Raw genomic sequence first — 13,220 nt, 5'->3', positions numbered from 1 at the left:
AGGTGCAGATGGATGGATGTTTGACGGAGAAGACGCATTGGGTCAGATAGACAGCATGTCGCTGGATAACCAGCGTAACCTGAAACTGGCGATTCGTAAGGACCCTGTGTTCCTTAAGGTGGCAGAACAAGTTGCGGGGGATATGAATCGCTGGTCAGAAGGCTTTCTGGGCTACCCCATGGTTAAAGATTGGAAAGCACAGCTTGACTTCACCACTAAGATATTCCGTTGCAGGGGCCTTCACTTAGATGACCGGCATATCCGCGATTCGGATGGCGTAGCTTTAGCGGCTTCCATTGCCGACCTTACATTATACGTAGTGAATAATTACCAGGAACTGCAAAAGGCGGGTTCGTCCATAGTTCTTTACCTGCCAAAGATCCAGACTGCGGAAGAAGCCGCTTTGTGGAATGAGATGCTAAGTGTACTCGAAGGCCATCTCGGATTAACTGAAGGGACTATTAAGGTCTATCTGCTAGTAGAGCAGCTTGAAGCTACACATATGCTGATGGAGATCCGGGCTGTCTTGGGAAAACACTTTGTTGGATATAATACGGGCAGATGGGATTACATCAATAGCGTGGCTGATGCGATGGCATGGAATAAAAGCTTTATTAATCCGAATATAGAGTCGATCACAATGACCTATGGCTACATGCGCAATTATGAAGACCGTGTACGGCGTGCAGTGAACACACCCGATATCAAAGGAAACTTTGCATTGTGGCAAGGCGGTATGGAACCTAATATACCTGTAGGTTCTGCCGAAGGTGTTTCTGCAAGTATGCAGAAAGCTGTGGCAGGAGCAGAGCGTGAACAACGCGAGGGTGCCAGTGGTAAGTGGGTTGCACACTGGAAGATGGTAAATATAGTAAGACCAGTTTGGGAGAAAGTTGGCCAGCCAAACCAGCTGGGCAGAACATTTCCCGCATTAACGTATACGCAAGCGGATGCTGATGGTTTGATCCTTATTGAAGATGCACCTATAAGCATTAGAGGAGCACGGAACCTCCTAAGTGTTGCCCTACAATATGGAAACGCATTTGGGCAGGGTATGCAGGCTGCAGCGCTTAAGGCAGCCGATTACTTTGGCAATGATGATATCCTTTATCTGATGGAAGATATGGCCACGGGAGAGATACGGCTGAGTATCGTTTGGGAATGGCTCAGCAAGGGTGCTAAATTCACAGAAGACGATCCCGAAACAGGAGTGAAGGCAGGTGATACATTCACAAAAAAACTGCTGGAGCGCCTGATGGAAGAAGAGTACACTAAACTGCTTAAGGCTGGTAATAAAGATGTGTATGATGCTTCGAAAACAAGCACTTTGCCTATCTCCAAGGAAATAGCCGATATCTATGTTTTCAACGAGTTCAAGATTCCATGGTTCATAGATCTTCTGAATATAAACCTGAATAATTCAGATCTTGATACCGGCAAGAAGCGGATTGCAAAGTATATCAAGTCGTTTAAGAATGAAGGTAAGAGGATTACGGAGAATTTGGACTTTGAGGTATGAGGATCAAGATCCCGGTCCTCATGGAGATGTATAAGCAGGCATTTTCAACTGTCCACTTTTTAATTTAATTAGAATTCCTGTTTCCGTTGTTATTACCGCCTCCGGGCCTGTTATTATTGTTATTATTTCCCGCGCCGTTTTGATTGTTAGTTCGTGGGCCTTGTCCTTTTCCGCCAAATTTACGTAAGGTCATGTTTAACGAAAGCATGAAGTATTGTCCTAAACGGTTGGTTTGCCTGTCAACGATGACATTATCGAATACATCTCTTGATATTCCGGTGTTTTGGTCGAGCAAGTCAAATGCCTCGAAACGGATCCTGGCTGCATTGCCTTTCAGAAACTGGTATTCGGCGTGTGCCCCAAGGATGGTAGGGTTTTTAATGATAGAGTTGTCAAATCCGCTGTTAACTGTCTTGCTCAGGTCATAACCGATCGTTAGGTCTTTGAAGAAGAAGTTACGGCCGCGGAGCGTATAGCGCATCGAGTTGGTGCGACGATCAACAAGGTTCTCCTGTGAATACTTTGTTGTGTTGATGCCGTAAGATGTCTCCAGTTCCAGATCAATAACGTCGTCTATATCCACCTCAAATTCAAGTTCCTGGCGGATGTTCAAGTTCCTGGCAATGTTTTTACTATCGCTAATGAATGCCACATTATTATTCAGTGATGCGTTTCCGCCGTAAGTGATCGTGAATTTCCTGTCGGCGAAAGGCTTGCCGTATGAATAGTCACCGCTCATCGTATAGAAACCATCCGTGTTGGTATAACTCGTCACCTGGTTTATGGTACCAGGAATCAGCACTTTCGTGGTTACGATCTTATCCTGCGTTTGATTGTAAGAAAGGTTCGCAGTCAGGAAATGTCCCATGTTCCAGTCCGTTTGATTGTACCGGGCATTAACTGCATGAATAAACTCCGGGTTCAGGTTAGGGTTACCAGTAACTACGTTCTGAAGATTTGAATTGTCTGAGATTGGTTGAAGCTGCAGGAAGCCTGGCTGGTTGTTTCTTCCCCAGTAATTAACCTGCAAAGACTGCTGCTTCGTAAAATTGTAAACAAACCGGGCTGAAGGAATAAAATTAAACGTGCTGTTTCTGGTATTAATATTCTTGCTGAGATTCTGACCGGTAAGCAAAGCCGGTTGTGCATTTAATCCAAGAGAATAGTTGTATTTCTTTTCGATGAACCGATAGTTAAAGCCGAATCGGTTGGTTACAAACTGGTATTCGTATTGGTTGCTAAGGTTGGGATTGAATACCTGAACACCGCTTAAGATATCGTTAGTATTTCTATTAGTGCTTGAAACTGACCGGTTCCAGTTATAGCTAAACTCTATATAATTCCTTTTGCCGAGCGGTTCCATGTAGGAAACATTCGCGCCGGTTGAGAAGTTCTTGTTGGTGTTATTAATCAGCTGGTTTTGTAAGCGCAACGAGTCAAGCCCCGCTTGGGTGATGATATAGTTATTAAGAACATCCCGGAAGCTATCACCATTAGAGAGGTTCACACTCCCGCGCAAACTGATATTCCTGCCCTTTTTATGGAACTTATGGTGATAGAACACATTGGTAGAAATATTGGCCGACGAATTGTCGTTGGATGATTGATTGTTTCTTTTGGTCAACAGTTTTTCCTGAGTTATGGTGTAAAAGCCCAGGTTGTCAGATTCAGCGGTATTGTAAGATATCTTTGGTGATATCTTCAGGAAGTTAAGAGAGTTTCTGCGATACTCCAGGTTGCCTGATAAACTGTGGCTGTAGTTGTCACTGTTATTAGTGGTAGTTTCGTCTTGAAGACGCGTAAATTTCTCTAGAAAGTTCTGCGTGAATGCTCTTCCAATGGTGAGGTTTCTCCTGTTATTAAAACTATATCCGGCATCAGCTGAAAGCTTCTTATTCCATTGGTTTTGATAACTCAAACCTGCAGCATTAGTAGAAGTTATACCGTTACCGCCACCACCACCCCGATTTGCGTTAGTCACCGTGCCGTCGAAAGAAAAACGTTCCTCGCCCTTGAACACATTTCCACGGATACCAGTATTATAGCGGTCTTCATTCCCGAGTCCCACACCCGCTCGTACAAAATAGCCTTTATTCTTATCTTCAGCTATTGTTACATTCAGGATCTTCTCCGGTTCCCCGGTCTTAATACCTGTTAAATTTGCTTGATCACCATAATCATCAATAAACTGAAGGTTCTTTATGATCTCTGCAGGCAGATTCTTAATAGCTGTGGCTACGTCGCCGCCAAAAAAGTCTTTACCATTGACACGGATCTTTGTGATAGTCTGACCCTGGTTCGTCACAACACCATCAGCATCCACTTTTACACCCGGAAGTTTCCTGAGTAATTCATCTACAGCATCGCCTTCTCTGACCGGGAACGATGATGCATTAAACGTCACGGTGTCTTCGCCAACTTTCATTGCTGTAACCGCTGTAATTACTACCTCGCTTAACGTATTAACACCCTCCTTTAATACAATAGGAGGGACTGTCAGGCTCACGCCGTTTTCGATCTTGTATTGTTTTAGGAATGTATGAAAGCCGATAAATGCCGCTGAAAGGGTGAAGTCTGCAGATTTGACGTTATTAAGCGCGAAATCACCATTGATATTTACAGAGGTAGCCACACTATCGTTTCCCCATTTTAATTTTACAAGAGTACCAGTTATCGGCAGGCCCGCGGTATCTTTCACTGTTCCTTTTACAGAATAGGATTGACCGAAGGTGACCATGCAGCATAAAACAAAAAAAGAGGTAAATATTATTCTAATCATAAGAGCATCGTAATAGGCTGTAAACAGCTTCTAATTTTTGCTTTTACCCGGGTTTATACACTTTTAGGTGGTCGCAACGTCAACTGCCAAAGATATACCAAGGGATGCTTGAAGAGGCCTATGTTTAGCAATGTTACAGTTTTTAATTGTCACAATTTTAAGGAAATCGCTGGTGCAGCGCCAGGCTTGATGGAGGTGACTGAAATAAAATAGCTTGTGCACGTCTGCAGCCATGATTTAAATATTGTTTACGTACACGAAGCTCTAAATCCTAATAAATTTCCTTTGGGAAAAGGTGCAAACTATTAAAAATAATTGTATTTTAGGTCGTGTGATATTGTTAAATACCGGACGAAAAGATAAGCGAAACTCAATATTCAAAATGAAAAGAAGACAGTTTATGTCAACGGCCGCTATTGTTGGTTTAGGAACAACAGGAATCGCCGGATGCAGCGTTTTAAAGACAGGTTCGGAAGTCCCTGATATTGGTTTTGTGTTTGATGGATCGCAGCGTGACACGTTGCTTTCTACATTGCAGGCCAAATATAGGTCAGACCTTTTTGACAAGTTTTTGCCCAATATGGACAAATATGTTATCGATCATCAAAATGGTGGTTTTAATTGCTCGGTAGATATCGAAACAGGCAAGCAACTGGGTACAAATAAAAGTGCCTGGTTTGAAGGACGGGGCTTATGGACGTATTCATTTTTATACAATAACCTTAAGAAGGATCCCAAATACCTGGAGGTAGCCCGGAAATCAAAAGATCTGATCCTAAAACTTAAGCCAGCAGATAATAGTTTCTGGCCAACCTCATTTACAAGCGAAGGAAAAGTACTTAGTGGTGATGGCGATATTTATACAGGTTTATTCATCGCAGAAGGGCTTGCTGAATATGCTAAAGCATCAGGACAAACCGAATATAAAGCTCTTGCAAAGAAGATTGTTCTGGCATGTATGGCACGTTATGACAGTCCGGACTATGATTATTATGTTAATTATCTTAATCCGGAAGCTCCAAAGATCCCGGCACCCAGAGTAGTAGGACACTGGATGGTTTTTCTGAGGGCTGCCACACAAATGCTGGAAACCGTGCCTGATGCCGATATTCAAAAAATAGCAGACCGCTGTCTGGATGCATTGTTAAATCACCATCTCAACCCGGAATATAAGTTATTTAACGAGGTGCTAAATCACGACTTTAGCCGGCCAAATAATTCTTTTGGCGATTTTGCATACACAGGCCACGGGATCGAAACTTGCTGGATGCTGATTTTCGAAGCAGCGCGCCGGAAGGACCAGCAACTATTCAACCGTACCGTAGAGGTGTTCAAGCGGCATGTTAATACCGCAAAGGATGGAGTGTTTGGAGGCTATTTCAGGTCGCTCGACAGCGTAGCCAAAAATATCTGGAAAGTTGATAAGGTGCTCTGGCTTCAGGAAGAAGTACTTATAGGAACTCTTTTTCTGGCAGAACATACAGGCGACAAGTGGGCACAGGATTGTTTCACTGAAACGCTGGCCTATGTGCACAAGAATTTCGATCGTCCTGAGTATTTGTTCTGGCCGGCAGGCGGCGATCGGGTTTTGGAAGTAAAACAGAAGACCCGTGCGGAACATTACCATCACCCCCGGCATCTAATGCTCAATCTCCTGGCATTAAACAGGATTATTGAGAGAAAAGGTAAAATTTCAACATTATTTAGTTAGAGATATAGTTTTTTGTAAAAATAGTCTTGCGAAGATGAAAAGGCGTGATTTTGTAGGCTTGACAAGTGCCGGGATGGTTTTAACGCTTGCCGGGTTTCCTGTTTTTGCGCAACAAGATCAAAGTGGCTTAGTGGGCACGCCTAAGCAAAGACAAGAGTATACGCTCAATCTTCTTAGAAAATTATGCACCGAAATTGGTCCAAGGCCGAGTGGTTCAAAATCATTTGCCAAAGGAGCAAAGATCATAAAGCAGGAAATGAAAAGATCTCTTCCTTATGTAGGATATGATACTTATGATTTTGAGAAATGGGAATTGATCAGAGACCCTGAATTTCTAATTGGTGGTCAACGTATTGAAGCCGTCCCGGCGTATGGAGAGGAAGGAACATCTATCGTGGGGATGAAAGGGTTTATTCAGAAAAGCAATTCAGGGTTTATAATTGTGGATGAGCTAAGCGGTAAACCAGCAGCATCAATAACTATTTCACCTTACGGGAAAGCAATAACACATTATCAAGGGCGTACCAGCGGGAATACAATTCCCTCGTTCAGTATTGGCAAACAGGATAAGCCTTTACTGGAAAGCGCTGTTAAAAATAGAACTCAGGCATGGGTTAAATTTCCCACCCGGTTTATCCCGGGAGCTAAAGGTTGTAATATTGTTGGGAAATTACCGGGCAAGCGAAAAGATGAGATCTTATTTCTGGCTCATGCCGATACGGTGTATAACTCGCCCGGCGCTAACGATAATACCGCCTCCGTTATATTAATGATGATGTTAGCTCATTCTGCCGCCACCAGTAACTATAATCACACACTAACATTTGTAGCAACTGACAACGAAGAATTCGGATACTTTGGCGCGAATCATTATGCTGAGAAATGCATTGCGGATGATACCATGCAAAACATCCGTTTTGTAATTAACCTGGATTCACTTACCTATGGAAATAACTTATGGATCTCATCAAAGCAGGAACAAATAAAAGACATACTTAAAAAGATACACAAAGATCTGAACATAGATTCCGCACCGATTTTCGATAGCAGCGATGGCTTCGTTATGGACTCTGAGCCCTTTCGTCCATCAGGAGCACAGGCACTTCACGCCAACAGCCGCGGTTATGATGAAAAGACACTGCCTGTATATCACCGCCCTGATGATACCGCGGATACCGTGCCCTTGGATTCAGTAGAAAACAGTTTCCTCGTTTTTGACGAGTTTTTAAGGCGTATAGATAAAATATAATGATGAGTAATATAAGACGCGATTTTATCAGGAATAGCTCCCTTTCTGGCCTTGCTATTTTTAGTACAGGTTTAGTAGCTTCGATCGTTCCTGAAAATGCGTTTGCCGGATCCCTAGAAAGTGACAAGAAGCTCAGTAGCATAAAAGATATTAACATAAAATAGGCAGCTTACGGTTTGCGTTCTTGCTTTCGATAGAAATTCGAAACGAGGAGAAAAACCTTCCGGCCAATTTTCTTAAACAGAATTTTCAATTAATACCCACATAAATGAAATCAAGTCTAAAATCTGGACAACTCTTTTTGCTTAAGATTCTCTGCATTGATCTGTTTATTCTGTTGATCGCATTTTATAGCAGCGCTCAAACCAATCCATCAGTAAAACAAAATGTACTTTTTATCTCTATTGACGATTTAAATGATTGGATTAATCCTGCTGGCTTTGGGGGAGTGCCGGGACTTAAGACACCGAATTTTGATCGTCTGGCCAAAATGTCAATGAGATTTACAAATGCACACGTACCTTCTCCTGCGTGCGCGCCTTCGCGTGCGGCTATCATGACGGGAGTACATCCAGCTAAATCGGGTATTACAGGTTGGAAACATGCACAATGGAGAGACTTGCCAGCCTTAAAAGATGTTCAAACCATAGAGCAATTTTTTAAGGGTAAGGGATATACAACTCTTGCTGGAGGCAAGATCTATCATACACTTGCACCACCACGGGCTATTGTAAACCAATCTGAAGCTAAGGGATGGGACTATTATTATCCAAGCCTTGCCATACCAATTCCTTTCCAGGTGCGTGCGCCTTTAAACGTGATCGATCCGAAGCAATTCACAGGAACACAACCTGATTATTTTACCTGGGGCCCAATCGCCCTTGGCGACGAGTATATGGCAGATTATCAAATTGTTGACTGGGCTAATTATCAGCTTTCACTTAAGTATGAAAAGCCATTTTTCCTTGCTGTAGGCCTGACAAAGCCTCACGATCCTTGGGAAGTCCCGCTGAAATATTTTGATATGTACCCTCTGGAATCAGTTCCGGATGTAAAGATCAAGGAGAATGATCTTGAAGACGCCTTCATTCACGGCAGACGGCCTTTGCATAAATTCATCGTAGATAATAACCAGCAGAAGAAAGTAGTTCAGGCATATATGGCAACCATATCTTTTACGGATGCTATGCTCGGGAGACTGCTTGACGCATTTGAGAAGTCGGTCTATAAAAATAATACTATCGTAGTCTTATGGTCTGATCATGGGATGCACATGGGGGAGAAAGAGAACTGGGAAAAGTTCACTCTATGGGAACGATCGACACGCGCACCATTGTTTATTATGGCGCCGGGCGTTAGTAAGCCGGGCACATCTACACACAAGCCGGTTGGTATTATTGACCTCTATCCAACTCTCGCCGAATTGATCGGGGAGAAAGCTCCTGCTTATCTCGATGGGCAAAGCCTCGTGCCTATGCTCAGGGGAACGAGCTTTGATCATAAAGGTGTTGTGACCGGATACGAGCTTAAAGAGGCCGCTACTGCGCCGGGAGGGGATGCCTATACCATCCGGACAGACCGTTACCGGTATATTTATTACCCGTTTATAAATCTTGAAGAATTATATGACCACGAGACCGATGATAACGAGTGGAATAATATTGCCTATAAAAAAGAGAGTAAAAAGGTGATAGAAGAACACCGTAAGCTTTTACTGCATCAAGTCAACAACCTGAAATGGCCCGGAGGATCGCCTAAAGGATATACTATTTCGAAAGAGGGCACGGTACGTAAAGACCATTACCCTTTATTAAAGAGCATTACAGGAAACACAAAATGGTTTTAAAGAATTAAAAACAGCTAAAATGAAGAACTATTCCAGACGCGCATTTATTAAGCAGAATTCAATAACCGGAATTGGGGTTTTTGTCGGCTTAAGTGTACCATCTCTGCTTATGAATAATAGTTTATTCGCCCAAACCGGCGAACCTATTATCGATATTCATCAGCACACTAATTACGTAGACCGGACTGACGATCAACTTTTGGCTCACCAAAGGGCAATGGGGGTAACGCTTACAGTATTACAGCCTGCGGGTCGCCCGCTTGATTATGGATCTACCTATTATGGCGTTGGAAATGGCCTTCAGGCTAAAGCCACCGGGAATGAAGCATGCTATAATTTCTCAAAGAAATATCCAAAAGAATTTCTTTTCGGAGCGAATGAGGTGCCCGACTTTCCGGGAGCAATTGAAGAGATTGAAAAGTATCTTAAGCTAGGCGCACCATTCATTGGTGAGTCGAAATTTAACGTCGAATGCGATTCTCCGGAAATGCAGAGGATCTACGCTTTAGCAGATAAATATGATGTTCCTATTTTGATGCACTGGCAGCATAAAATGTACAACCGCGGATTGGAGCGTTTTCACACGATGCTCGAAAAATATCCAAACGTGAAGTTTTTAGCTCACTCGCAATCATGGTGGGCCAATATGGGCAAGGAACAGGTGGACCAGAATAATATCTATCCAAAAGGTAAAGTAACTCCCGGTGGTCTTGTAGACGTTCTTCTGACTAAGTATAAGAACCTGTATGCAGATCTTTCTGCGCCGTCCGGCCTCAATGCCATTTTGCGTGACGAAGAACACATGAAAGCCTTTATGGAGCGTCATCAGGACCAGATAGTTTTCGGAAGTGATTGCCCTGATGCTTTCGGCCATGGGGAGAAATGCACCGGGGCTAAGATCATCGCGGGTATTAAACGAGTTGCGCCTAGTAAACGGGTAGAACGGAAGATTCTTTACGGGAATTCGAAACGCCTGCTTAAACTAAAATAATTGCTGGTCGTGATTCCGGCATTTATCGCAGGCAAGAGCGGCCGAAACTTTAAATTACCTCTAATGCTATTTACATGATTAAAAATGACATTAACAAGGGCTTCAAACCTGTGCTCTTCGTTCTCTTATTCGCTGCTTCCGCGCAAGCGCAGGTCCAAACCGGCTGGTATTCTGAAGGCAAGGATTACAATCCCAGCCGCAGGATCCGGATCACAGTCACCAATCCGCTAAATATTCCGGTTAAAGGTTCTCCTGTTGTAGTTCCAAGAAGCAGCCTTCCATTCCAGAACATCCCCGAAAGATGGATCGGAGTAGTAGACCCTTCACTTCCTTCAGATCCGGAGCCAACGGTGGCACAACTTAAGGCTATGGGCGGGTATGTCAGACGAAAAGAAATCAACGGACACTATGTAGAGCTTCAGGTTGATGATAAAGACACTGACGGGATTTGGGATGAGATATTCTTTATGACAGACCTGGCTCCAAAAGAAAGCCGGAATTTTTATATCTATATCGATGCTTACGAACGCGGGCTTTATGAGCACCAGGTTCACGCGTCCCTTTCTAACTATGGCAGGCACACTGTTCCTCTATGGGAATCAAAAGATATGGGCTGGAAATTATGGTATCCTCATGATGTTGATCTGCACGGAAAACGCGCACCTATGCTTACGGCCTATTACGAGTATTCTACAAATAAATCCGGCTATTATATGCCATGGGAAATGGGCACAGATATCATGACCGTGGCCAATACCTTTGGCGCAGGCGGTATGTGTATTTTTGAAAACCCTGCTGACATGGAAAGCCCAACACGCGCTTATCACTCTCCCTTCAAAAATAAGGGGCCTTTCGATGATACACGGTATGCTTTCAGCCAGGTTTATAACGGTCCGCTAAGGAGTATGATCAAGGTTACTACAACTAACTGGAACTCGGGTAAAGGTTTCTATGAGGTTGAGCAATATTATACAGCAATCGCTAACAAGAGCTGGAGTATTGTGGAGACTAAATTTACCAAATTTCTGCCGCCTTCTGCTAACGCTGACTTTGGCGCTGGTATCCGTAAGATCATGAATGAATACAAGGCAATAAATAAGAACGGAATAGCTATTTCAATGGGTAAGGATGTTGATGCACGGATACCTGACGAAGATATCGGCGATGAGGTTTTGCGTGTGCCATGGCAAGCGCTTGGACTGGTGGTGAAAGATAAGTTTAAGGCGGAATATAAAGCAATTAAAAACTATGGAGAGAACCATGTTTTCAAAATACCTGCTACTTCAGACCTGGCTTATGAATATATGATCGTTGGAGCCTGGAGCTTCGGTCAGGTGAACAATAACGAAAAGGATTTTGTGAAATATATGGATGACGAAGCTTTGAAATATAATAATCAACCCGTTGTCACTGTTCACAGCTACGAAGTAAAGAATAAATAGCTTTTTGGGCTATATTCTTAATAAGCTGTTCGTTAGGCTTGTTACGATCTTTTAATTTAATATATCCATTGCATGGAAAATAAGAAGATAGATACACGGTTTTATAATATCCCTTTTGAAGTAAATGATTTCAACGCGATGCCTTACCGGACATTAGGAAAGTCTGGTTTAAAGGTTTCAAATATAGGACTGGGAACATGGAAAATGGGCTATCCTGAAACAGGGGATGGCTCAAGAATTGATGAAAAGAACTCTCTGCAGATCTTTGACAGGGCAGTAGAGCTAGGTGTCACCTTTTGGGATACAGCAAACCGGTACAATAATGCGTCCGGGAACTCTGAACGATTGATCGGTTCCTGGTTCAAAAATAATCCAGATCAGCGAAGAAACATAGTTGTCGCTACTAAGCTTTCGGGGGCCATGGATGGCCTTACTCCAAATCACTGCGGCCTTTCCAGAACCAATATCATGGAAGCAGTTTATGCCAGCCTTGAGCGATTGCAATCCGACCATATCGATATTCTTTATTTCCATTCATTTGATACATCTACGCCTGTCGAGGAAAGTCTGATGGCAGTTGAGGATCTGGTAAAACAGGATCTGGTTCGTTACTTTTCGGTTTCTAACTTCACCGCAGAACAGCTTAAGTCGTATCAATCCAGTGCAGGAAAACTATCGTCACGCGTAGGTGTTTTAGCGCTCCAAAACCAATTCGACATTCTGAACCGGGAGGGAGCGGGGTTCGAAGGTGCAAGGGAATATGCTGAAAGTGCCGGAATTTCTTATATCGCATGGAGTCCTATGGCACGCGGCCTGCTCACCGATAAATACCTTGATCCCAAGGCTGCCGGCCCGGGCGACAGGTTGTTTGACGAAGGCCTTATAGAAGAGAAGGCTAACGAAAAGACTTTGCAAAAGCTTCATGAACTTTCGAAGATTGCACATGAATTGAATATCGAGCTTAGTCAATTGGTGATCGCTTACATGTTGTCAATTCGCGGTATGGGGCCGGTGATTCCATCTTCGTCAAATGTAAAACAGCTGGAGTCTAATGCAGCGGCGGGGAAGCTCACATTATCCGGAGATCATCAGAAGCGCATGGCACAAGTACTTCGCTAGAATGCACCTTGCTCGGAAGGTTGTAACAAATCTCATTACACATGTGCAGAATTGAAGGATGAATCTTATTTTTAGATTCTCTTTAATGTTATATATTCCATTCCATGAAAAGCCTTTCACTTTTAATAACCGCTTTCTTTTTCATTTCGGCATTTTTTAGCTGCACCCAAAAGACCAAGGACTCTTCTAAAGAGGAAGCACCTTTAGCGGCAAGCATAGATACTGTCGCGGAGAAAATGGTCTGGATCCCTCCGGGCACATTTGATATGGGTTCAAATGATCCCGCTTTCGCGGATGCACAGCCAATCCATAAAGTTAATCTAAAAGGGTTTTGGATGGATGAACATGAGGTAACGAATGCTGAATACGAGCGTTTTGTAAAAGCAACCAAGTACCAAACTGTGGCTGAACAGCCAATAAACCCTGCCGACTTTCCCGGTGTGCCGGTTGAAAACCTGGTACCAGGTTCGGGAGTATTTACACCTACAGCACAGCCTGTGTCGTATGAAAATCCATTGCAATGGTGGGCATATGTTCATGGAGCAAGCTGGCGCAATCCAAAAG

The 13,220-nt window shown here is 43.4% G+C and carries 8 protein-coding genes and 1 pseudogene; 8 read left to right on the top strand and 1 reads right to left on the bottom strand.

What is annotated here, in order from left to right; genetic code table 11:
• A pseudogene (locus WKF69_RS14805) lies at positions 1–1,519 on the top strand (hypothetical protein); the annotation flags it as partial.
• Positions 1,520–1,583: 64 nt separating this feature from the next.
• On the opposite strand, the gene WKF69_RS14800 reads toward WKF69_RS14805, so the two are convergent.
• A complete protein-coding gene (locus tag WKF69_RS14800) occupies positions 1,584–4,298 on the bottom strand; it encodes an outer membrane beta-barrel protein (protein WP_340382848.1) in 2,715 nt (904 codons plus the stop codon).
• Between the two features lie 382 nt (positions 4,299–4,680).
• Between WKF69_RS14800 and WKF69_RS14795 the strand changes: the two genes are divergently transcribed.
• The 7 genes from WKF69_RS14795 to WKF69_RS14765 all read left to right on the top strand — a co-directional run.
• Positions 4,681–6,009, top strand: a complete 1,329-nt coding sequence (locus tag WKF69_RS14795) for an AGE family epimerase/isomerase (RefSeq protein WP_340382847.1) — start codon at positions 4,681–4,683, stop codon at positions 6,007–6,009.
• Between the two features lie 34 nt (positions 6,010–6,043).
• Positions 6,044–7,258: a M28 family metallopeptidase gene (locus tag WKF69_RS14790; RefSeq protein ID WP_340382846.1), complete on the top strand. Its 1,215-nt coding sequence runs from the start codon at positions 6,044–6,046 to the stop codon at positions 7,256–7,258.
• Between the two features lie 268 nt (positions 7,259–7,526).
• Positions 7,527–9,104 carry a sulfatase gene (locus WKF69_RS14785; RefSeq protein WP_340382845.1) on the top strand — a complete coding sequence of 526 codons (1,578 nt, stop codon included), beginning with the start codon at positions 7,527–7,529 and terminating at the stop codon, positions 9,102–9,104.
• 19 nt (positions 9,105–9,123) lie between these two features.
• Entirely contained in the window at positions 9,124–10,095 is a 972-nt protein-coding gene (locus WKF69_RS14780) for an amidohydrolase family protein (RefSeq protein WP_340382844.1), read from the top strand.
• A 74-nt stretch (positions 10,096–10,169) separates the two neighbouring features.
• Entirely contained in the window at positions 10,170–11,537 is a 1,368-nt protein-coding gene (locus WKF69_RS14775; RefSeq protein ID WP_340382843.1) for a DUF4861 family protein, read from the top strand.
• 72 nt (positions 11,538–11,609) lie between these two features.
• Positions 11,610–12,656 carry an aldo/keto reductase gene (locus tag WKF69_RS14770; RefSeq protein WP_340382842.1) on the top strand — a complete coding sequence of 349 codons (1,047 nt, stop codon included), beginning with the start codon at positions 11,610–11,612 and terminating at the stop codon, positions 12,654–12,656.
• Between the two features lie 104 nt (positions 12,657–12,760).
• On the top strand, positions 12,761–13,220 hold a 460-nt coding region (locus tag WKF69_RS14765; RefSeq protein ID WP_340382841.1), incomplete at its 3' end, for an SUMF1/EgtB/PvdO family nonheme iron enzyme.

Source organism: Daejeonella sp. (assembly GCF_037719425.1).
In the GTDB taxonomy this organism is placed as follows: domain Bacteria; phylum Bacteroidota; class Bacteroidia; order Sphingobacteriales; family Sphingobacteriaceae; genus Daejeonella.
Note: the sequence above shows the minus strand (reverse complement) of the source record. Positions and strands in the feature narration are given on the sequence as shown.